This window comes from Paenibacillus luteus, assembly GCF_006542765.1.
GTDB lineage: Bacteria > Bacillota > Bacilli > Paenibacillales > Paenibacillaceae > Pristimantibacillus > Pristimantibacillus luteus.
Window position 1 is genome coordinate 232,723 of sequence record NZ_SKCD01000055.1, and the last position, 23,730, is coordinate 256,452.

General features: G+C 51.0%; 12 protein-coding genes. All 12 read left to right on the forward strand.

The genetic code is table 11. The features are described from left to right. The first annotated feature begins 125 nt into the window (after nucleotides 1-125). The 12 genes from E0496_RS29565 (at nucleotide 126) to E0496_RS29620 (ending at nucleotide 23,581) form a co-directional block, all read left to right on the forward strand. Complete coding sequence (locus tag E0496_RS29565) at nucleotides 126-1,154, forward strand: serine hydrolase domain-containing protein (protein ID WP_141505481.1); 1,029 nt, start codon at nucleotides 126-128, stop codon at nucleotides 1,152-1,154. A gap of 22 nt (nucleotides 1,155-1,176) precedes the next feature. Then, nucleotides 1,177-3,804, forward strand: coding sequence for a glycoside hydrolase family 2 protein (locus E0496_RS29570; RefSeq protein WP_141505483.1), 2,628 nt, complete (start codon nucleotides 1,177-1,179; stop codon nucleotides 3,802-3,804). A gap of 266 nt (nucleotides 3,805-4,070) precedes the next feature. Then, nucleotides 4,071-4,928, forward strand: coding sequence for a carbohydrate ABC transporter permease (locus tag E0496_RS29575; RefSeq protein ID WP_141505602.1), 858 nt, complete (start codon nucleotides 4,071-4,073; stop codon nucleotides 4,926-4,928). Nucleotides 4,929-4,942: 14 nt separating this feature from the next. Then, on the forward strand, nucleotides 4,943-5,827 hold the full coding sequence (locus tag E0496_RS29580; protein ID WP_161601633.1) for a carbohydrate ABC transporter permease: 885 nt from the start codon (nucleotides 4,943-4,945) through the stop codon (nucleotides 5,825-5,827). Between the two features lie 146 nt (nucleotides 5,828-5,973). After that, nucleotides 5,974-7,431, forward strand: coding sequence for an ABC transporter substrate-binding protein (locus E0496_RS29585; protein ID WP_141505486.1), 1,458 nt, complete (start codon nucleotides 5,974-5,976; stop codon nucleotides 7,429-7,431). Between the two features lie 456 nt (nucleotides 7,432-7,887). Next, nucleotides 7,888-9,003, forward strand: coding sequence for a peptidyl-prolyl cis-trans isomerase (locus tag E0496_RS29590; RefSeq protein WP_161601634.1), 1,116 nt, complete (start codon nucleotides 7,888-7,890; stop codon nucleotides 9,001-9,003). A gap of 78 nt (nucleotides 9,004-9,081) precedes the next feature. Beyond that, on the forward strand, nucleotides 9,082-13,716 hold the full coding sequence (locus E0496_RS29595) for an S-layer homology domain-containing protein (protein ID WP_141505490.1): 4,635 nt from the start codon (nucleotides 9,082-9,084) through the stop codon (nucleotides 13,714-13,716). A 204-nt stretch (nucleotides 13,717-13,920) separates the two neighbouring features. Further along, entirely contained in the window at nucleotides 13,921-16,083 is a 2,163-nt protein-coding gene (locus tag E0496_RS29600) for a beta-galactosidase (RefSeq protein WP_161601635.1), read from the forward strand. A 338-nt stretch (nucleotides 16,084-16,421) separates the two neighbouring features. Then, complete coding sequence (locus tag E0496_RS29605; protein ID WP_141505494.1) at nucleotides 16,422-18,455, forward strand: right-handed parallel beta-helix repeat-containing protein; 2,034 nt, start codon at nucleotides 16,422-16,424, stop codon at nucleotides 18,453-18,455. Between the two features lie 75 nt (nucleotides 18,456-18,530). After that, nucleotides 18,531-19,184 (forward strand): hypothetical protein, encoded by a 654-nt coding sequence (locus E0496_RS29610; protein WP_141505496.1) that lies wholly within the window; start codon nucleotides 18,531-18,533, stop codon nucleotides 19,182-19,184. Nucleotides 19,185-19,299: 115 nt separating this feature from the next. Then, entirely contained in the window at nucleotides 19,300-21,525 is a 2,226-nt protein-coding gene (locus E0496_RS29615; protein ID WP_141505498.1) for a GH92 family glycosyl hydrolase, read from the forward strand. Further along, complete coding sequence (locus E0496_RS29620) at nucleotides 21,512-23,581, forward strand: hypothetical protein (protein ID WP_141505499.1); 2,070 nt, start codon at nucleotides 21,512-21,514, stop codon at nucleotides 23,579-23,581. The genes E0496_RS29615 and E0496_RS29620 overlap by 14 nt, the downstream gene beginning before the upstream one ends. The last annotated feature ends 149 nt before the right edge of the window (nucleotides 23,582-23,730 follow it).

Here is a 23,730-nt window from a genome sequence, read left to right on the forward strand (position 1 = left end):
AGCGCGATGGAAGGTTCCGACAGAATACTCCACTCTTTCGCAGGATAGCAACCTACTTGCCCCTCTTTGGCCTATGCTACCATGAGCAAGAGAAATGATTCTATTGAAAACGGGGTGGAAGCAGCGTGTTGGAATGCCCGAAGGCAATCGTCCAGCATCTGGACGCGCTCATGCAAAACGGGATAACCGATAGTTATTCCTTGGCACTTTATTACGAAGGCAATATGTACGAGGCCCATAAGGGCAGCGTTCGTTCATCTACAGGCGCGGCTATTGCCGTGCAGCCGAATACTCCCTTTAATATAGGCTCGGTTACGAAAATCATTACGGCTTCGCTAGTGGTCAAGCTGGCAGAGAATGGGCAGCTATCACTGGATGACAAGGTGTTAGCCTTTATTCCGGCCTATCGATATCCGCATACGATCCGGCAGCTGATGCTTCATACCGCGGGCTTTGCTCCGCCGGAGGGTCTCTCTTGGCCGGTTCCTGAGCAGCTGGAGCCATTTAAATCGAAAATCTATAACCATCCCGTGACGACAGCTGCCGACCAGCGAGCGGAGTACTATACGCAGGGCTACACGGTTTTGATGGAGATTGCAGAGGAAGCCAGCGGAATGAGTCTGGAGCAGCTTGGCCTTAAGTATCTTTTTCAGCCGCTTGGCATGACAGACAGTACCTTTGAGATCAGCGGCTGGACGCCGGGTACGTATACGCTGCCTTATGACGGCATGAACGCGGGTCCCGTTAAGGAGCTGGAGGGGCTGGCAGTCACCGGCGATAGCGGGTTGTATTCCACTGCTTCGGATCTGCTCCGCTTTGCTGTCATGCTGGTCTCGGGCGGTCAGTACGGGGAGAAGCAAGTCTTTTCCCCCGCTGCCGCAAGGCTAATGAATTCGGAGGTTACGCAAGGACGCTTTAACAAGACGCCGACCATGTGGGTGAAGGGGGAGCAGGACCTCTACGGCTGCTTTGGCGACCTGCTGTCGCCTTCCGCTATGGGTCACCCTGGATTTAGCGGATGCATGCTGGTGCTTGACCCGTCGATTTCGTTCGCTGGGGTGCTGGTCACAGCCAGTCAAAAGCTGCATGCCGATTGGTCAAACTACCGAAGGCTTTGGAACGTAGCGATGAGCAGCTTGTCAGAACATAAATAAGCTTAGCGAAGGAGCATTTTGCATGCATGAAATTAGACTTGATTCATTGAACTGGAAGGTTAAGGGCTTCTGGCCATGGGTGCCGATTAAGGGAACGAGCATGGAGCTGGGGCAGGAGCTGATGGGGGTAACCGATTGGCTGCCTGCCACCGTCCCCGGCGGCGTCCATTATGACTTGTACCGTGCGGGCTTGATTACGCATCCGTACACAGATTTGAATAGCACGCACTGTGAGTGGGTCGAGAACCGTTGGTGGATGTATAAAACAACCATTGAATGGCCGAGTGAACGGGGCGAACGCGTCGAGCTTGTGTTCAAGGGTCTGGATTACGAAGCTGCTATCTATGCCAATCAAGAACTGCTCGGGGAGCATAAAGGCATGTTTCACGAGGCGGTTTATGACATGACTGAGCTGCTGAAGCAGAACGAGCGCGTGGAGTTGTCGGTGCTGCTTCGGCATGCGCCGGACGAAATGGCGCAAATCGGGAAAACGTCAGAGACGTTTACGCAGAAAAGCCGCTTTAATTACAAATGGGATTTCTCGACGCGCCTAGTCAATATTGGCATATGGGATGAAGTCGTTCTCCGTGTTCAGCAAGCCCACAGGCTGGACGAGGTTTATTTGCATACGGATGTTGAGGGCCTGGATTCCGGTTCTGCCAAGGAGGCAGTGGGCATTATTGGGCTAAAGGCGAGCGTGTTGGATTACGAATCAGGCGAGGGCGAGAGTGAACGGCTGCTCGTCAGTGTTAGCTGTTTCGATCCAGAAGGCCGACTTGTTGCAAGCCAATCTGCGAGCCGCCTTGAGGATGGACAGGCAGAGGTTGAGCTGCGGATTGGCGAGCCTGAGCTTTGGTATCCCAACGGCTATGGAAGCCAGCCGCTCTATCAGGTGAAGGTCGTCTTGCACACGGCAGACGGTACGGAATATGACGAGAAAACGTATAAAACAGGACTTCGCAAGCTGAGCTATGCCCAGAACGACGAAAGTCCGGATGATGCTCTGCCGTATACGGTTGTTATCAACAACAAGCGGATCTATATTCGCGGCGTCAATATGACTCCGCTCGATCATCTGTACGGGAATGTTACGGATGAGCAATACGGCTGGATGGTTCGGCTTATGCGGCAGGGCAATATGAATATGGTGCGCATTTGGGGCGGAGGCGTCATTGAAAAAACAGCCTTCTACGAGCTTTGCGACGCAAACGGCATTATGGTCTGGCAGGAGTTTATTCAGTCGAGCTCCGGCGTAGACAATATCCCGTCCAAGCGGCCGGAGTTTCTAGCCTTACTGGAGCAAACAGCTAGAGCGGCGCTGGCGGATCGCCGAAATCATGTGTCGCTGACCGTCTGGAGCGGAGGCAATGAGCTGATGAGCGCGCCGAACAAGCCTTCGAATGACAGCGACAAGAACCTTGCGATGCTGAAGGAGCTGGTAAGGCAGCTAGATCCTCACAGACTGTTTCTTCCAACCTCGGCATCCGGGCCCGTCGAATATATTACCGATGAGAAAGGGCTCGGACATGATGTGCACGGCCATTGGAAATATATGAACAATCCGGAGCATTACCGCTTGTATGGCGAGAACGACAATTTATTTCATAGCGAGTTTGGCGTCGACGGTGTGAGCAGAGTGAAGAGCCTGCGCAAGTTTTTGAGCGAGCCGCACAGGACTCCCGTCTCCATGCAGGACAGCATGGTGTGGCGCCATCACGGGGAATGGTGGGATACGCTCTCACGCGACGAAGCCTTATTTGGAACGATGCAGGATTTGGCTATCTTCTCCGAAAGCAGCCAATGGGTGCAGGCGGAAGGTCTCCGCTTTATACTGGAGGCCAACCGTCGCCGGAAGTTCAGGAACAGCGGCAGCATTATCTGGCAGTTGAACGAGCCTTGGCCAAATGTTTCCTGCACGAATCTTATTGACTATTTTGGCGAAACAAAAATGGCTTATTATTGGGCAAAGCAGGCATTTGCTCCCGTGCATGTTTCTATGGATTACCGCAAGCTTAATGCGGCAGTCGGCGAGAACTTTCAATCGGATATTTATGTTCATGCCCATCAGGCCGGCTTAAGCGTAGAAGTGACTGCTCAGGTACTTGATTCAACTGGCGCTGTTCATCATCAAGCCGAGCTTGTTGGCGTAACGGCAGAAGATACCGCGCTATGCGTGGGGCAGCTGAAATTCAGCGTTCCTTCAACGGCTAATGGATTGCTGTTTATACGGTTGATTTACCGTTCGGAGCTTGGAAGCGGGCAAAGCCATCCCTACGTGTTCTCGGCAAGCGAGGGGCCGCTCTATAAGGCCGCGCTTTCGCTTAATCAGGCAAAGCTAACGGTGGGTTTATCGCAGGAGTGGCAGTCTTCTGAGCAGGAAGGCATGCTGGAAAATGAAGCTAGCATTACAAATACCGGCGAGGAAGTTGCGCTTCATGTTCATCTGGAGGAGCAAACGAACGGCTACTGGTTGGAAAGTGATGACCAATACTTCACGCTCTTTCCGGGAGAGACGAGAAAGGTAGCCATCCGATGCTTTGAGAAAGCTGGCGGCGGGTTTTTGAAGGAAGAAACAGCTGTAGGCGCTTCTTTGGCCGTGCGTCCTGAGCTGCTGCTCCGTTCATTCCCTAACCTTGTGTTTCCTGTTTAGTAATCTGAATCGTTGTTCATGCGATCTAACCGTGAGATGAAATGAGCCTTTGCGAGAAAAGCAGCTGCTGGCTGCTTCGCAGAGGTTTTTTTCATGCCATGACAAACCATTTCGCAGGGTTGAAGGATGTTGCTCCGAGCAGGGAAGCGTTATCATTTTAAATAAATACATCAACAGGAAAGGATACCAACATGAGCGCAAACGCAGGTACACCCACGCCCACGTACACACCCAAACAGAAGAAAACGACGTTCTTACTGTATTGGATGAAGGAATGGTCCTCGTGGCTTCTTATTATTCCAACGCTGCTATTTTTCTTTTTCTTCTCATGGCAGCCTTTATTGTCCGGGATTTGGTTGTCCTTTTTTAAGACGAAGGGCTTTAAAGCAGAATCCTTTATCGGATTGCAAAACTATATCGATGTCATTACGAATTCGGTATTCCAACAAACGTTGATTAATACGTTTATGTACGTTTTTTGGTCACTTGTCATCGGATTTGTCATCCCTATTTTCGTTGCGGTGATGATTAACGAAATGAGGCATTGGAGCTCGTTCTTCCGGTTTGCTTCTTTCTTTCCGAGCATGATTCCGGGAATCGCAGCATCCTTGCTGTGGATGTTCCTCTTTGAACCGAGCGAGAATGGCTTGGTTAATAAAATTATTGGCTTCATCGGCATCCATCCGCAGGGGTGGCTGCAAGATCCGAACATGACGATTATTACGATCGTATTGACGATTACTTGGAGAAGCTTCGGAGCGACGACGCTGCTGTTTCTAGCAAGCTTGCAGGGCGTCAACAATGAGCTATATGAAGCTGCTTCGATTGATGGAGCGGGCATTTGGCGCAAATTTTGGAACATTACGCTTCCGCAGATTGCCCCACTTATTGGGTTAACGTTAATTTTACAAGTGAGCGGCGTATTCCAAATCTTCAACGAACCGCTCGTGCTGACGGAAGGCGGACCGAACAACGCATCTATGACCTTGCAGCTGCAAAGCTACTTCTATGCGTTCCGTTACTTTGAAGCAGGGCACTCGGTAGCACTCGGAGTGATTACGTTTATGATTTTGATGGTGATGACCGTGTATTATTTCAAATTACAGAAAAAATGGGACATGTAGCAAGGAGTGAGCACATGAAAGCGGCTAAAACATCAGGAATTATCGGAGATTTGGAATATAAGCTACCGCGGGTTAAACTTATTTATTGGCTGTTCTTTACGATTATGATTATTATTTCGCTCGTTTGCATTTTGCCTCCGGTATGGGTTATCTTGTCCAGCTTCAAGGATGTAAAAGAGTTCTATGAAATTCCGCCGACGATTATTCCGCGGTCCTTCCATATTGAGAAGCTGTGGGATACATGGAACGAGTTCAAGTTTATGCGTTATTATATCAATACCTTTTATGTGACGATCGGAACGCTTGCGTTTACCGTGTTCTTTAACGGCTTGGCCGGTTACTTCTTCTCCAAGCTGAAGCCGAAGGGAAGCGCATTTTTCTTCCTGTTGATTTTGTGGACGGTTCTCTTGCCAAGCACAGTCGGCATTGTGCCGTTGTTCGGAAATATCGTAGATTTTCCGCTGTTCCATATTAATTTTACGAATACGTATTGGCCTTTATGGTTTTTGGCGGCGGTTAACCCGGTCGTTATCCTTATCTTCAAAAACTTTTTCGATACGATTCCGGCCTCGCTGGTCGAATCTGCGCATATCGACGGCGCCACGAAGCTAGGCATCTTCCTGCGCATTATTTTGCCGCTTAGCGTTCCGGTGCTGATTACGATCTCGATTTTGACAATCAACGGGGTATGGAATGACTTTTTCTGGCCCTATATGATCTTGAAGGATCAATCGCAATGGACCGTAATTGTTGCCATTTATAACCTGAAAGCTACTCTGCCCGCGGATATTCAGTTCATTGGACTGACGTATGCGATCGTGCCCCCGGTGCTGTTGTTCCTCGTGTTCCAGCGCTATATTATGCAGGGTTATTCGATTGCGGGAAGTATCAAAGGCTAGGGAATAGCGCAGTATATTAAACCGTTTCGCAGAATTGTGCCCTACTGAATGCAATCACGAGTGTGATAGCATTTAGTTGCCGGCAAAAGAAAGCGCTTCAAGAATTTCATAATTATCATTCCAAATCGAAAGCTGGGGGATTACCAATGAATTTGAAAAAAAGAAACACTTGGCAGCTTGCCTGCATGATGTTGTGCGTGCTTGCTCTTGTTATTTCAGGCTGCGGCAAAAACAGCAATAACAATGCGGAGCCGACCGCAACGAGCAGTGGCGGAACGAACACAGCGACCGAAGAGCCGTCTGGCGATAAGCCTACGACCATTAAAGTCAGCAACTGGCCTAAGCCGAACGAAGAAGCTCAGGTTGCGATGTATGAAGAATACCTTAACAAGATGAAAGAGAAATATCCATTCATTACGGTTGATAAAGACGAGTGGGGCTACGATGTAAGCTCGTTCCTGCCGAAAGCGGCAAGCGGTGAGCTTCCTACCGTGTATGAGACGTTCTTCACTGAAGCGGACAAAATTATCAAGGCGAACTACGCCGCTGATATTACGGATATCATGACCAAAAACGAGTTTGATAAGTCGATTAACCCTGAGCTGCTCAAGCTTGTGCAAAAGGACGGAAAATATTACGGCATTCCAAAAGACGGCTACGTTATGGGCTTAATGTACAACGTGAACCTGTTTAAGCAAGCGGGCCTTCTGGATGACCAAGGCGTGCCGAAGTTCCCGAAAACCTACGAGGAGCTTGCGGTAACGGCTCAAACGATTAAAGAAAAAACAGGCAAGTCCGGCTTCTTCTTCCCGACAAAAAACAACCAAGGCGGCTGGATGTTCATGAACATCGCTTGGGCCTACGGTGCGGAATTTGAAGAGCAGGTAGATGGCAAGTGGAAAGCGGTGTTCAATACGCCTGAAGCAGCAGCTGCTCTCCAATACGTGAAGGACCTGAAATGGAAATACGATGTGCTGCCAGCGAATAATCTCGTTGATGTAGGCACGGACCTGTTCCAAATGTTCGGAACGGAGCAAGTAGCGATGAGCTTTGGTATTTCGGACTGGGGCAACGCTATTGTCCAAAACCTGAAGATGTCCAAGGATAACCTGGCGATGTCGGCGCTTCCGACAGGACCAAAAGGAAACGCGACATTGCTTGGCGGTGGACTTTACATGTTTGCGCCGGATGCGACGCCTGACCAATTGGATTCCGCATTCAAATGGCTGGATGTGAGAGGCTTCTCACCGCAAACGTCAGCGGAAGCACTTAACGGATTAGAAACACAATCCAAAACGGCGAATGAGCAAGGCTTGATCGTAGGCCCTCATGGCCTTCGCGTATGGGTGAACGAGGAGCGTATCAATGCTGAACAAGCGATTCTCGACAAATACACCAACGTAAACATGGCGATGTTCGATGACTACATGAATAACGGTTCCGCAGGCTTGCGTCCAGAGGTACCAGTGAATGCGCAAGAGCTTTACAAAGCGTTGGATGTTGTTATCCAAGCGGTACTAACGAACAAAAACGCTGATCCGGCACAACTGCTGGAGAAAGCAGCTGCTGATTTCCAGAAGGATTACCTGGATAAAGTGCAATAAGCTTTGCTGCAAATGAAATGAAGGTTGGGCTAAGATCGAAAGTGGCTGTCCTGAAAGTAGGTGTTCGATGCTGAAGGGCAGCTTTTTCTTTAAAAAGATCGCTTTTTCCTTATTGAAAAAGGTCTAGCAGAGGGGCGGCATGTCCCTAGTCACCTTTTGGTGACTTTTTATTTTTATGTGTGGTTTCTTATCCGATAAGAGCATTCCTAGCTGGAATTTCTAACTGGACTGAGTTAACTCCTGGGCTAACTCCATGCTCAATAAGGTCATTTGTATCCCGCCCACCGTGACTTCATTCGAAACTAACTTATTTAGTGGGGTAGATCTAGTTTTTAGATCTATTTTGAGTAAAGCAGCTAGTTTGGGAGAAATAGGTCTACTTTTTAGATCTAAATGGCTCTGGAGTGGCGTTTTAGCGGGAATTTGGTTCGGTTACGCTTGGGAAGGAGGATGGACGTGAGGAAGTGGCAAGGTGAGGTAACGGTTAAGCATAAAGAGCAGCGTCTGCGTGGGAATCGAAAGCTGGCCTTGTTTATTTTCATGTTGATAGCGCTTACGGTGAGTCTGCTACTGTCTGGAGCGATGCAGAAGAAAACGGGCACGGCTGCTGATTTCATTGTCGTGAATGGCCAGCGCGTTTCGGCAGCTGAATTTGGTTTGTATCTGGATATGAGCAAAGCGCTCGTGGCTGACCATTTCAAGCAAGTTTACGCCGCTGAATACAGCGACCAATTTTGGACAGATTCCTTCTCGGGCGAAACTCCGCTTCAAATGCTGGTGGAAGAAGCGAAATCCAAGCTGATAAAGGCCAAAGTACTGCAGCAGTTAGCTGAGAAGGTTGGTGTCGCCGCGGATACGAGCTATGAGTCACTCCTTAGCGGGATGGAAGCCGAGAACGCCAGGCGAAGCAAAGCCGTTGCAGCGGGTGAAGTCGTTTATGGCCCAATATCTTTTGAGCTGGCGTCTTACTTCAGCTATTACATGAGCAATCTCGAAATCGCCACGACTGAAGCGCTGCAAAAGAGCGGCTGCCTCTCCATTTCGGAGGAGCAAGTCAAGCGCGAGTATGAAGCGAACAAGCAAGTTAAGTATACGCAACCGGGGGAAATCAAGCTTAAATGGGCAGCGCTTTCTTATGGAGAAGGCACACCGTTTACCGACAAGAACGAGGCGCTGAGCGTTATGCAGCAGTTGAAGAATAAAGCTGCCGATCCGGCCGCTTTTGACAAAACCGCTAGCGGTCTGGGCATCGAAGTGCTGGACGCGAGCGTCACGAAAGCCACCCGCCGAACCGCCGCGTTAGAGAATCCCGCGGTGCTGCAAAGCGCAGAGAAGCTGCAAACCGGTCAGCTTGGCGATATTTTTGAAGAAAATGATGCGATTCATCTCCTCTATTGCATCTCACGTGGCGAAAGCCTAGCACTGCCCTATGATGAAGCGAAGGACGTCATCGCAAGCCAATTGCGAGCGGATCAATTTAAGCAAACGGTAGAGAAGTCACAGGAAGAGGCAGTCGTGGAGTGGAACGGCAAGTCTGCAGAAAAAACGGGCCTTGCTTGGCTAGGCCAATAGAATCTTAGCTTCGCAGCTTGAGGAAAGCGCTTCATTAAGAAACGAAATTATAATTTTAAAGAGAAGGAGTCATACACCATGCTGAAAAAATGTACCAATATAGCGCTGGTATTCACCCTGCTTTGTATGCTGGCGCTGCCAGCCGCAGTGGTATCCGCGCATGAATCGGCATCGATTCACGATGCGTTAACGGATAATTCCAAGATTTATGAGGCCTCCGAGAACTGGAGCCTAGACAACACGAACCCGCAATTTTTTGACGGGGACGAGTCCAGATTGGTCAGAATGTCAACAACGACGGAGTATGCCATCTATGAACTAACCGGCATTCAGTCCTTTTCTCTTCAAGCCTATTATTTCTCCGGCTCGACGGCTGTCGTGAAATTTTACGGCTCCGCCGATACTGTGGCTTGGACAGAGATTCCATCCAACTACACGGATCCTGCGGGAACTGGAAGTGGCTGGTATGGAACGGTTTATAAGCCTGCGGGAGTGCTGCCTGGCAGCATCAATTATTTGAAAATCGAAGTAAGCGGTGACGTTGACAACTGGATGATGCAGCTTGGATCGGTTAGGGTATCTAATATTTCGACAGCTCCACAGAAGATTATCGACGAGTTGAATGACGTTTCCAAGCTTTTCTCGCACACCGCTAATTGGTCGGTGGACGACACGAATCCAGCCTTTTTTGGGGGGGATGCCTCCAGAATCGTAAGAACGGCTGTCTCGGATGAGTCCGTCGTTTACCATTTGCACGGCATTCAGCATTTTTCGGCCCGGCTTCATTCCTTTGCAGGTTCGACCGGAATCCTAAAGTTCTACGGTTCCTCGGACGCAGCGGTTTGGACGGAAATTCCGTCCGTGCATGATACGCCGCAGTCCACTGGGGATGGAGCGTGGTCCGGGGCTGCCTATACGCCTGCCGGTCCACTCCCAGCCAATATCGACTATTTAAAAGTAGAATTATCGGGTGATGCGGCCAATTGGCTGATGCAGCTTGGATCGGTTGCGATTGCGAATACCGTTCCGGGCAGCGAAGGCGGCACCGGAGGCGAGGGCGACTATTTTGTCGACGCAGCAGCGGGCAGCGACAGCAATGACGGCAAATCGCAAAGCACAGCATGGAAGACCTTTGCAAACGTCAACAACACGACCTTTGCGGCAGGCGACCGCATTTTGCTCAAGAAAGGCGGGGTTTGGAACGAACGGCTGTATCCAAAGGGCAGCGGTTCAAGCGAAGCGCCAATCGTTATCGACTCGTACAGCAGCGGCAGCAAGCCGATTATTAACGGAGGCGGCATGGCGGGCGGCGCTGTATATTTGCGTAATTCCTCCAACGTCATTATTCAAAATTTAGAGGTAACCAATTACGCGGCAGAGCGTGGCACCACTTACCGCGAAGGTATTTTGGTTGAAAATGCAAATGCAGGCACGCTTAGCAATATTAAAATTTTAAACAACTATGTGCATGACGTATCGAGCAGCTTTAGATATCCGACAACCTCCGGGGCAGAAGGCGGCCCGCATGCGTTCGGCGGAATATCGGTTTATGTAGGCGGAACGACGGCAACGGATAAATTCGACGATGTTCTCATCCAAGGCAATTTGGTAGAGCGGATCGGACGGACGGGTATCGTCGTGTGGGATCAGCGGTGGAACGGGCAGGATTTTGCATCGACAAACGTGATCATCCGCCAAAACCATGTCACGCAAGCAGACAGTGACGGCATCCTAACATTTGGCGTGGATGGCGCTTTAATCGAGCATAACGTGGCAGAAGGCGGCGGGAACTACTCCGAGGTTGGGGAGTTTAACGGCTCAGCTGCAATTTGGCCAACGCGGGGCAAAAACAATGTCGTACAGTACAATGAATCCTTTAACACAAACAAGCCGGAAGGCGATGGACAAGGATTCAACCTGGATATTGACACAAAGGACAGCATCGTACAATACAACTACAGCCACAACAATAAGGGCGGGTTTATCTTGTTCGTGGATGCGCGTCTGACGCCTGGGGTGCTAACGGGATCATCGGACAATATCGTAAGGTATAACATTAGCCAGAACGACCTGACGCACACGTTCAACTTTGCGGGCGGCGTTACGCCGGGCACGCAAATTTACAACAACAGTATTTACATTGGCACGGGTCAAAATACGAGAGTCATAGATCATGAGTGGGATGAGGCGGGAGATTTGAATGCGCCGTATTCCTTTACGAACAATCTGGTCTACAATCTTGGGACGGGCGATTACTATTTGCCTGGAGTAAATGGACAGTTTGATCATAACTTGTTCTATGGCAACCATCCGCTTAACGAACCGGCCGATGCCAATAAAATTACGGCTAACCCGATGCTGGTCCACCAGGGCGGCGGCGGTACGGGCTGGGGTACCGTTGACGGTTACCGATTGCGGGAAGGTTCGCCTGCACTTGGTGCAGGCAAGCTGATTGCAGGCAACGGTGGCATGGACTACTGGGGTAATCCGGTTTCTCAAACGGAAGCTCCAAATATCGGCGCATACAGTGGGGCGGGGCTTGATCCGGCAACGCTGCCTGAGCCTCCCGAGGATGATTTAAGGCTTTATTATCAAGGTCTGAAAGTAATGCCGAGCATTACTGACGATGGCAAAGGAAGCAAATCGCTTCGCCTTCAATTTACGAACAGCTCTACGGTAGACAGCTTAAGCATTGGCAAAATCTCATGGGAGGTAGGCGCAGATGCCGGTTCCAACGCGATAAGCGGAACGGACACGAAGGTGCCTACGGTTTCACCGGGTTTGCAATCAACCTACGTGATTCCTCTCCCAGGCTTGTCCGAGGGCGTCCTTTATCCGCTTGATCTGACGGTGGAAATTGCGGGTTATGAGAGCATACACATCACCAGAGAGATTGATTTCAACCGAATCCTCCATCAAACGGACAAGCGCGAGCCTGTCACGATTGATTTGGCACAGGGTGAAAATATGATCAACGGATTTAAAGGCGACGATGATCTTAGCGGCAAGGTAAAGCTTCGTTGGGATGAGACTAATTTCTATCTTATGGCTGACATGAAAGACGATGTATTCAATCATGCAGCTTCTGGTGCGAATATTTGGCAAAATGACGGCATTCAGTTTAGCGTGGCGCCAGGCGTACCGGGAGACAGCCAGTCTTGGTATGAGTATGGAATATCGCAGACTCCGGATGGCCCGCAAATCTACCGTTGGTTGACGATGCAAGGGAAACCGACGGGAGCGGTAACGAATGGAAAGCTCAACGTCACTCGCAATGAGGAGCAAAAGACGACTACTTACGAGCTTGCGCTGCCTTGGAGCGAGCTTTATCCGATGAAGATGGCAGCAGGCGACTCTTTAAGCTTCTCCATGCTAGTCAACGATAATGACGGTGGGGGACGCAAGGGCTATATCGAGTGGGGCTCTGGCATTGGCGGAGCCAAGGATCCGTTGCTCTTCCGTACGTTCCAATTGCTCGCGCCAGGAACAGACCAACCGCCAACACCGGGCGGAGGCACTGATACTGGCAGCGGCACTGGAAGTGGCAGCAGCTCTAATACTGTGGACAAAGGAATCATAACGGCCAAACCGGCGAGCGCCGAGCAAGGCATTGCCAAAGTGAATGTGACAGAGGCAGAGCTTGCCAAAGCGCTTGAAGGCGCACAAGACGGGCGAGTGACGGTTAACGTTATTGCGTCCGGAGAGACATTAAAAGGGGCGTCCATTCATATTCCCCTAGCAAGCATTAAGGATTGGGGAACCAAGGCGAAGTCCGTAGTTGTTAAGGTTAACGGTGCTTCCATTGCAGTTCCAGTGGAAGATCTTTTAAGCCATCTTTCTTCCTCTTCCAAGGAAGTGGAAATTACGATTGCCGAGGTAGAGAATACAGTGCTTCCGCAAAGTTTACAGGCAAAGTGGAAAAGCAACCCGGTCTACGATTTTAAAGTGAAGATCGACGGGATCGCGATTCAAGCGTTTAACGGCAAGCCGGCTTTGACGGCAACCGTGAAATACGAGCTGAAGCAGGGAGAAGAAGCGCATCAGGTTGCAGCCTATTTCATTGGCGAAGATGGCCGGATGGAAGCTGTTAAGCAGGTGAAATATGATACGGCGTCAGGCACGCTTACGTTCGAGCCTAAACATTTAAGCTTCTATGGAGCGGCCTATGCGGATGTTCATTTTACCGATACGTCTGCGGCATCGAAAACGATGATTGAAGCTTTGGCAGCACGCGAGATCGTGAAGGGTGTGGGCGACGGGCGGTTTGAGCCTAGCCGCAGCATTACCCGCGCCGAATTCGTGCAGCTGCTTGTAAACGCACTTGGCCTAACGGCAGATGATGCGAAATCCACTGGCTTCGCAGATATTAAGGCGGACGCTTGGTACTATTCGGCGGTTTCGACAGCGCAGGCGCTTGGCATCGTAAATGGCAAAGGAAACGGCATGTTCGGAGCGTCAGATGTCATTACTCGCGAGGAAATGGCAGTCATCACTTTCCGTGCATGGGGAACAGCTCTAGGCGAGTCATCTACACCAAGCGAAGCGGAGCCTTTTAAAGATCAAAACATCATTAGTGGCTTTGCCCTTGAAAGCATCGCTGCTCTGCGGCAAGAGGGTATTATTAACGGATACGCTGACGGCTCCTACAAGCCGAAGGGTCTAACGACGCGAGCGGAAGCCTCGGCTATTATTTACCGATTGCTAGGTCTGTAACGGCAATGGAAGAAGGTGTTTCATTCGGTTTATGCCGGATGGGGCATCTTCTTTTTTTCGCAAAAAAAGGCTAATTCGCAAACGATTTCGCAGGCTTGCCTCCTGTCGCAGCCAATTGGGCGAGTGCTATCATTAAGGGATAACCTGCATGTAAGCGCATTAATAAGCGGGTTAAATCAGTCAAACATTGCGGGGTGTCGATCGTTGCAGCAAGATTCTTTCATACCATTCGGCTTTCAATATTATAGGTCTCCCACCCCTTACCGGGATCAATGGGAGCAGGATCTTAAACGGATATCGGATATGGGCTTCAACTGCGTGAAATATTGGGTACAGTGGCGCGCGAGTGCTCCTAGGGAGAACGTTTTTAAGTTCGATGATATCCAGGAGCTTATGGACTTAGCGGCAAAGTATCATTTGAAGGTTGTTTTAAACGTGATTTTCGACGTGGCTCCGGCCTGGTTCTATAAGAAGTACCCTGAGTCCAAAATGGTGACGGCGGACGGAACCGTAATCGAGCCAAGGGCGCTGAGCTATCGGCAGATCGGCGGAGCGCCGGGCCCTTGCTATCATCATGGCCCTGCCCAAGAAGAGAAGGACCGTTTCCTTGAGGCGGCCGTGCTTGCTTTTAAAGACCATCCGGCCCTATGGGTTTGGGATTTGTGGAATGAACCAGAGCTGACGACGGGCATCAAGCGAACGTTAGCCTATGAAAATCAGGTTTGTTATTGCGAACGCTCCCAAGAAGCGTTTGGAGATTGGTTGAAGGAGAAGTACGTAACGATCGACCATTTTAACGAAAAATGGCAGCGCACCTATACGGATTGGTCGGAAGCAGAGCCGCCAAGAGGGCAGGCGGTATTTAATGATCTTGTCGATTGGCGACTATTCATGTCCGATGCGCTAACCGATGATCTTAAACGCAGAGTAACGGTTGTAAAATCGCATGATCAGACTAATCCGGTCATGGTGCATACGGTTCCTGCCCCGATCTTCAACATGATGACAGCGGGCTCGGATGATTTTAAGCTGGCAGAGCCGTGCGATCTGTTCGGCAACAGCCTAGGCTCCTCCGCCTGGTCGGCGGATCTGCTCATTTCGGCAGCCAAAGGCAAAAAAATGATCAATTCGGAAATCCATGCGCTTCCGGGCCATACGGCCATGAAGCCGAAGAAGCTAGAATTCCGGGAATTAAAGCAGCATATTCTGATCCCGCTGGCACGGGGCATTAGCGGCTTCCTCTTCTGGCAGTACAGGCCGGAAGTGCTTGGCCATGAAGCACCGGCGTGGGGAAGCACTTATTTGGATGGCAGCGAAACGCCTTGGCTTAGGGATATGGCGGATTTGAACCAGACCATTCAAACGAACCGAGAGCTGCTGGAGACGGCGGCCCGACCGTCGGACGGCATTGCCATCTTGTACAGCCCAGAGAATCAGATTGCCAATTTCTCTGTGTACACGCATTTGGACACCTATAACGATTCCGTGCAGGGCGCTCATAAGCTGCTGCATGATTTGAACTACAAGGTAGAATTCATTCATGAGAAAGATGTCACCCAGGAAGAACTGGCTAAATTCCGCTGCTTATGGATGCCGTATCCGCTTTATTTGAATGCGCAGCTATGCGGCGTTATTCGGGAGTGGGTAGCAAATGGCGGAACACTGATCTCGGAATGCTCCTTCGGAGCGCTTATGGCGGAGAATGGCAGCCACAGCTACCAGGTTCCCGGCTACGGATTTGACGAAGTATTTGGCGTCCGCGAGACGTGGATTCATTCCGTTGAGCATCTGGATCACAGCTACCACAACGTAACAATTCAATCCACAACGACAATTCCGCTGGTCAGCCGTACAGCCGCAAATGCCGATGGGGCTCCTTTGGCCGGAGCTGGCTACTATTATAAATCCGATATTGAGCTGCAAGACGGCGTAAAGGTTTTGGCTCATTTTGCGGAAGACCAATCGGCAGCGATGACCAGCTCAAGCTACGGCAAAGGCAAAGCCGTGTGGATCGGTACCTTGCTCGCCGCGGCCTATTGGCAAAACGGAAGCACAGGCACATTGCAAATGATCGGCAGCCTCCTCAAGGAAGAGCTGGCGCTGCAGCCGTACGTTGAAGTCCAAAGCGGCACGCTTAGAGCCGATCTGTTGGAGCGGGAGCATGAAGGCAAGCTGGAGCGACTGCTATTCGTTCATAACTGGGGAGTAGAAGCGACCTACGGAACGGTACAGCTCCCTGCAGCTTTCGGTCAAGCGCTGCCTTGGTTTGAAGACGGCTCCGCCGCTGTTTCCAAGTCTGTTGCTGCCACCGAACTTCTGAACATTCAGCTGGAAGCGGGAGATATTCAAGTGTATCGGCTTGTTTAATTTGCTCTATCGCTCTCCTGCTAGTAAATGCCTTATTTGTTGAGCTCGCGGGTACTTATGTTGTAGACCATACAACGTAGGTACCCTTTTTTGTTCAAAATGCGTTGTAAGCGAGCTGTTTGGATGCATATGTGGAGGATAGCCGCTGCTAGAGCGGTAAATAGGGCACATTTGAACCGATTTTTCAACCATTTCGCAGTATTGCCCCCTAATCAAAATTGATGCAATCGCTTACATTTGAGGTGCGTACGAGTGTAAGGCAGCCCTCGGAACGCCCATGACCTGGGGAAGGAGGAACGGGGCAAGCGTTTTATATCTCATTAAGGGGAGGCAACGAAATGTTTAGGATGACTCTTGCACGAAAATGGGGCATGCTGGCTATCATCGCAATTTTGCTCGTATCGACGTTAGGATTGCCGGGCTCAAGCGACAAGGCTTACGCGGCAAACACGACCTACTACGTCGATTCAGCAGCTGGCAGCGACTCTGCGAGCGGTACTAGCACGAGTACAGCATGGAAAACACTAACGAAAGTAAATGCGGTCACGTTCCAGCCCGGCGACAAAATTTTGTTCAAAAAAGGGGGCAGCTGGAATGGGCAGCTGCATCCGCTTGGCTCCGGCAGCGCGGGCAATCCGATTACGATTGATGCCTACGGTACGGGGAGCCGTCCGCTTATTAACGGCGGAAGCATCGCTTCCGGTGCAGCCGTTTATTTGGTCAACCAGCAGTATTGGGTCATTCAAAATTTGGAGATCACCAACCATTCAGGCTCAGACAATTCGGGAACGGCTACGGTGGGCGGAGTTCCTCGGCACGGGATTTATATCGAGTCGAACGGCGGCGGGAAGCTTAATTATTTCCGAATCGCCAATAATTACGTTCATGACGTAAATGGCTGCTTTAACTGCGGAGCAGTTGCGCCGCATACGAACGGCGGCATAAGCATGTTCGCTGGCGGCGGGTACGACGGCTTCAACGATGTTATTGTGGAGAACAATACCGTCGATCATGTCGGACGGAACGGCATTAACATTTGGGATGCCAGCTATCATACGGGCGACCAGACGGTTGTCGTCGCCTCGCAGCTCAGCACCGGCCTGAAGGTGCAAAATAATAGCGTTTCCTATACGGACGGTGACGGAATTTTGGTTTTTGGATTCAAGGATTCCATTATTCAATACAACGTCGCTAATGGCGCAGGGCAAAAAATGATTGCCGGCTTCAACATGAATGCCAGCGCGGGCATTTGGCCAACCCGTTCTATCGGAACGATTGTACAGTACAACGAAGCGTATGGGACTCGAACGACGGATACGGACGGACAGGGCTTTGATATCGATTTGGGCCATTACGGCGCCATCCTCCAGCACAATTACAGCCATGACAATGAGGGCGGTTTTATCCTATTGATGGGACCCTACACCAACACGAGCACGATCCGTTACAACCTCAGCGTAAACGATGCTTATGGAGGGGAGAAAGGGGTTTTCACCTTTTCATGGGGCGTGCCGGAGGGCACTAATATTTATAACAACACGATCTACATTGGCTCGGGGCTCAAAAATCCGATCTATTGCGACGGTTGCGATGCCAGCACGCCAGGAAACTGGAGCTTCAAAAATAACGTGATCTACAACATGGGCAGCGGCACCTATTCTTATCCAAGCGTAGGCGCCACCTTTGACTACAACTTGTTCTATGGCAACCATCCGGCAAGCGAGCCGGCAGATGCCCATAAGCTGACTTCGAATCCGCTGTTTGTGAGCGCAGGCAGCAGCGCGCCGGGACTTAGCACGGCAGATGGCTACAAGCTGGCGAGCGCATCTCCCGCAGCAGGAAGCGGGCTGCTTATCGCAGGCAATGGCGGAAAAGATTATTTTGGCGATATCCTATCCAACACCGCCGCGCCGAGCAGAGGCTTCCATGAAGCCGGAACGTTCACTGCACCAACCCAGCTGATTGACGAGGCTTCTGACTGGAGCGTATCCAGCTCCCATTCCACGAATATGGAGTTTGATACGACGAATCCGGCTTATTTTAACGGGGATGCTTCACGGATCAAGCGCAGCTCTACGGCTACGGGCTATGTGATTTATAACTATGCCGACATGCTGCAGTTTACCGCGAGCATTTATGAATTTAACATTAATCTAACTAAGGTGAAGTTCTATTCCTCGCCAAACGGCACGACCTGGACGCTGGTATCCAGCTCCAATACGACACCGGTGGCAACAGCGGCAGGGTGGGCTGCTACGCAATATACGCCGATCGCTAATCTGCCTGTTGGCACGAATTACTTAAAGGTAGAGTTCTCGGACACAACTTCCGCATGGGGGACGCAGCTTGGCCGTATCGTAATCTCTAAATAGCAGGAATGAACATTCGGCGCGTGAAGGGCAGCATGACGGCTGCCCCGCGCGCTTCTTATAGAAAGGCGGGACCTTATGATCAAAAAAAGGCTCGGGGTTATTTTCGCATGTCTGCTTGCCGCCATTCTTGGAGGCTGTGCGGTTCATCACGATGGCGGCAAGGAAAGTATAGCCTCTAACGTACACGCGGATGAAATTGTCGCCAAGGTAAATGGGGAGCCCATTCGCTTAGGCGAGCTTGCGCTGCTCATGGCACGTAAGCGAAGCGAAACGATCCGGTATTTTTTCGACACCTACCAAGCGGAGGACAGTGCTGAATATTGGACCACTGACTACGAGGGGGAAAGACCGATTGATTGGCTTAAAGCGGCAGCGCTTGAGGAGGCTGTCCGCATCAAGGTTCAGCAAATAATCGCCAAAGACGAGGGGATCGTTGAGCGCATTGATTATACAGCGTTTCGGGAGGACTGGCAGAAGGAAAATGAGCGACGCCTGAAGGCAGCGGAAAAGAAGGAGCTTCTATACGGCCCATTGCAGTATGAGGAAAATACTTATTATGATTATTTGTTCAGCAATATGGTCCTTCAGTACAAGGAAATGCTTAGGGAGCGCGATGGCCTCTCAGTTGCGGAGGGGGAGCGCAGGTATGAGGAGCAGGTCACGAAGGGGCTGGGCTCCGCTGCGAAAGCAACGGAATGGGAGGTCTACAATCGAATCGAAACTCAGTAGTCCAGCAAACGATTTCGCAGGGTTGCCTCCTGTCCGCTGCTTAAATAAAGCGTTATCATAAGAGTCAAATTGGCTAACTCAATCATCATTAGCCATGACCTGGAGGTGCAGACTCATGAACTATTTGCCCTATGTGAATCCGCTGCAAGGAACGGATTCTGTCTATACGTTTTCAAACGGCAATACGCTGCCGCTCATATCAAGGCCGTGGGGCACTACCTCGTGGAGCCCGCAATCGAATGAAGAGGGGGTGGGCTGGTTTTTCCACCCGTCGCATCGCCGTTTTCAAGGCATTCGTCTGACGCATCAGCCGAGCCCTTGGATGAGGGATTATGGCCACTTGATTATTATGCCGCAAAGCGGTCCGGTTTACTTGAAATCGGATGCATGTGCGTCCTCGTACAGAGCGGAGGAAATGATCGTGCAGCCGCATTATTTTGGAATTCGGCTTCCTCGTTATGAGGCAAAGCTGGAGCTGGTGCCTGCCATGAGAAGTACCCGCCTTCGTTTTACCTTTGACCGGAAAGAGGATTGCCGAGTGATTGTATCCCCTTTTGAAGGGGAATCCTCGGTTACGATTGACGGGGCAAAGCGCAGGGTAACCGGCTTTACCCGTGCGCATCATGGCGAGGCGCATGAAAATTTTGCGATGTATTTCATCATGGAATTTGATTGCGCGCTTCAAGAGGGGCAAAGCAGTACGTTTGATTCGGCTTTTGTACCAAGCAACAGTCTGGAACAGATAGGAAACCGGGTCGGCGCCTATGTAGGCGTCGAAGTACCGGAATCCGGCATCGTTAACGTACGGTTCGGAACCTCCTTTATTAGTCTGGAGCAGGCCGAGTGGAATATGGTGCAGGAGCTTGGCGATCTCACTTTCGAGCAATTGAAGCAGCAGGCGGAGCAGGACTGGGAGCAGCGGCTCGGCACAATTCGCGTAGAAGGCGAAGACGAGGAAGAGAAGCGTACCTTTTACACCTGTCTTTACCGTGCCTGCTTGTTTCCCCGTACTTGGCATGAATACAGCCCATCGGGTGAGCAGCTTCATTTTAGCGCTTATGATGGCAAAGTTCACCCGGGGCCTATGTATATGGATATCGGCTTCTGGGATATTTACCGCACGAGCCTTCCGCTTTATAGCCTTTTATTCCCGACGCTGCTTGGTGAGATGACGGAGGCTTGGGTCAATATTTATAAGGAAAGCGGCTGGATGCCCAAGTGGATTTCGCCTGCGGAACGCAGCGCCATGCCAGGCACGCTCATTGATGCGGCAATCGCCGATGCCTATGTGAAAGGCATTAAGGGCTTTGACGTGGAGGCTGCGTACGAAGGCTTGCGCAAGCATGCGACGCTTGCTGCGGATGACGGCACGCATGGGCGGACAGGCTTGAATGCTTATATCGAGCACGGATACTTGCCCGACAACCAGTTCCATGAGAGCGTCAGCAACGCCTTGGACTATTATTATGGCGACTTCTGCATCGCGCAGATGGCTAAAGGATTAGGCAAAGAGGGCGATTACCGTTTCTTTAGGCAGAGGGCGGCCAACTACAGCCAATTATTTGATGCGGGAACTGGTTTTATGAGAGGACGAAACGAACAAGGACAGTGGCAGGCTAACCTTGACCCGCTTGCGTGGGGGGACCCGTTCTGCGAGGGTGGAGCGTGGCAGTGCAGCTGGTCCGTCCCGCATGACATGACGGGGCTAGCTGATCTCATGGGCGGAAATGAGGCATTCACCGAGCGGCTGGATGAGCTCATGACGATGCCGCCATCCTTTAAAACCGGAACATACCCCACGGAAATTCATGAAATGTCCGAAATGGCGGCAATCGATTTTGGCCAATTTGCAATCAGCAACCAGCCGAGCTTCCATATTCCTTATATCTATACCGCGCTTGGCAAGCCTTCCCGCACGCAATATTGGGTTAGAAAGACTATGCGGGAATTGTTCAGCAGCAAGCCGGACGGCCTGCCCGGCGACGAGGACAACGGCAGCCTGAGCGGTTGGTACATTTGGGGAGCGCTTGGCTTGTATCCGTTCACGCCTGGCGTGCCGGAGTATATGCTGGGCAGCCCATTGTTCCGTAAAGCGACGATCCGTTTGGAAAACGGCAAGGAGCTCGTTATCGAAGCAGAAAATCAAGGAGCCAATCAGGTTTATTGGAATCGCTTAAGCTTGGACGGCCAGCCTTGGGAGAAGCTAGCGGTCAGCCATGATCAGCTTGCAGCGGGAGCACATCTACAATTCCATATGGAAAATGAACCATTGGATCGAGTGTTACAAAGTAATGCTTTACCTTACTCGATGAGAAATGAGGCTGATCATGAGTTCGAATAAGCTTGTTTTTGCGCCGGACAGCTATGTGCCGGTGAGCGGTTTTATTTGGCTTAATCAGGGTTTGGCCTTGGTTGACATTGAGGTTCAACCGGACCTCTTGGCTTATATTGCGAGCAGTGAAGGTCGTATATTAGCGGCTTGTTATGCAAATGGAATGGTGGCTTATTTCGATGTACAGCACGTCGATTTGAGTAGAGGATTGGTTCGCATAGAGCCGCGGGAAGCTGGCATCTATACTCTGGTATCGGAGAGGCTCCGGAATGATTTTCCGATTGTTACGAATTGGAATGCAGCGTTGAATGGCGGAAGGGGCGGACCGCAGGCGGGCGCAGCGGATGGCATCGGCGTGCTGCGGCTTCATGCGGAAACGGGAGATCGCGAGGTCGATTTGCAGCTGCGTGACGAGGACCCTTCAAGTCCCTATTATTATCAAACGGATACGTATGCTTTGTTCGCGGGTGAAAAGGAAGGGGAGTCCTTCAGGACTCCCGCTTATGAGCGATATATTGGCGAGACGTACAGCGTGCTGTGCGTAACGGATGAGGTTGCTTTAAAGCTGTCGGACGAGATCCGTGAGCTTACGGGTTATCCGGTTATTTTCCGGGCGCCGACTGCTGCGCCGGAGCAGCTTGAGGGCATGCCAGCCTTTCAGCTTGTGCATGGGCGGATTGCGGGTCAAGGTGAGCATGAAAGCATGGTAAGCTACATTTTGCCTCCGCTGTGGAGCACTTCGCCGAAAGAACGTTATCCAGCGTTGTTTAGCGGCTTTTACGACCAGAGTGAAAATGTGTTTTCGACGATGGGTCCACCTTTGCTAAAGGGGCTTGGACAGGCGTTTTTGGAGACGGGGAAAGGCGCAGTCGGGATCATCTGGAACGGAGGCGGCTCCTTTGGCACGAGAACGGTGCAGGCCTCCATCTATGAGAATTTGGACGATGTATTCCGAATCGCCATCGAGCAGTATGGCGTTAACGGTCATGAAGTCGTAACCGTGGGCGGCTCGCGCGGCGGCATTTCGAGTCTGGTGGCTGCAGGAAACCCAGGCAGTACCGTCTATTCTGTACGGTATGCGGTTTGTTACAATGTACCGCTGGCGTTTGGCGAGGCGTTTAGGGATATGCTGAACCCGACATGCCCGGTGTGCTGGCGCGCGGTTTGCGAGGATATTGGCTACAAGAATGCTTGGCAGCCAGGCTGGAAGGACGGGGAGGGACGCAGCGCCGTTGATCTCTTTCTGGCTACGCTGCTTGGAACGAGTAATTCGGATCGTATTGCAAGCGGGCCTGGTCCAGCCTCGGACGCAATCATCCTTGCTATGAAGGCAAAAGGAACGAAGGTATGGCTGACGCACGGCACGCATGATGCATATACCTCAAGCTGGCTGTCCTTTGAATGGGCAGACCGGGCACGTCGGCACGGGGTTCAGGTGAGGCATGAAATTGGCTATCGCTACGGACATAACAACTGCACCAACCCTTTCGATAGCGCCAAGCTTTGCTTGGTCTCTCTACTGACAGGACAAGAGCTGCCGATGGAAGGCAACTGGCATTACCGCAGAGCCAGTGAAGTGCCGGAAGCTTGGGAGGAATCCGAGCTGTTCGAGCCTGCCAGTCAGCCGGTTTTTCTGGAAGGCCCGAAGATTGCCATAGCAGGCTTGCCGATGCTGTTTATCCTGTACGGTGAGCCAGGAATGGAATATCGTTTGGCGCTGCAGCCTTCACAGGAGCAGAATGCGATAGAACAGATTACAATAGAGCCGATTGTCATGTTGGAAGGATCTATGCCCGTAATTGAAGGCGGCAGAGAAGGCTTCTCTTATGTGAAAAGCGTGCAATCCGTTCCTGAGTCGCTCATTCCTGGTATGTACGTCTATGAGCTGCAGATTAGAAGAAGCGGTACTGAAACGTGGGGGAGACCTGTCATGCATGCGCCACAGCCCGGCATTATAGAACCGGCTACGCTTGAGGTAATTGCGGACGTTCCCAATTTAGCAAATGATGAATGGCTGGAGCGAACGATGAAGCATGCGATTGGCTGGGGATTAAGCGAGGCATAAGTTTGGCCTAAGTACATTTAAAATGCTGATAACATGAGGCTTTTGTTTTCTATATAAGTTTAACTAATGAGTTTAAACTCAATGAGATTCTGAAAGAAGGATGTCATACGGACGCACAGTCGGTCAATGATAGTCCATAGCCCAGCGGC